Raw genomic sequence first — 228 nt, 5'->3', positions numbered from 1 at the left:
CCCCCCCCCCCCCCCCCCCCCCAGATTAGCGAGTGTCTCGTGGGCTCTGAGATGTGTATAAGAGACAGACCCTCCTCCGTTTGCGGCGGTGAGACGCGGCGGTGAGGCGGCGGTCAGCCCTGCGACAGCTCCTCGGCGACCAGGAAGGCCAGCTCGAGCGACTGCATGTGGTTGAGCCGCGGGTCGCACAACGACTCGTACCGCGTCGCCAGGGTGGCCTCGTCGATG

1 protein-coding gene is annotated in these 228 nt (G+C 68.4%); it reads right to left on the bottom strand.

The features are described from left to right. Positions 1 to 113: 113 nt before the first annotated feature. Positions 114 to 228, bottom strand: a 115-nt coding sequence (locus ACPYOG_RS21265) for a 3-deoxy-7-phosphoheptulonate synthase (RefSeq protein ID WP_481296012.1), incomplete at its 5' end; no start/stop codon positions are given.

The organism is Leifsonia sp. HAY1-4F (genome assembly GCF_056755275.1).
This window is presented reverse-complemented; position numbering and strand designations above follow the sequence as displayed.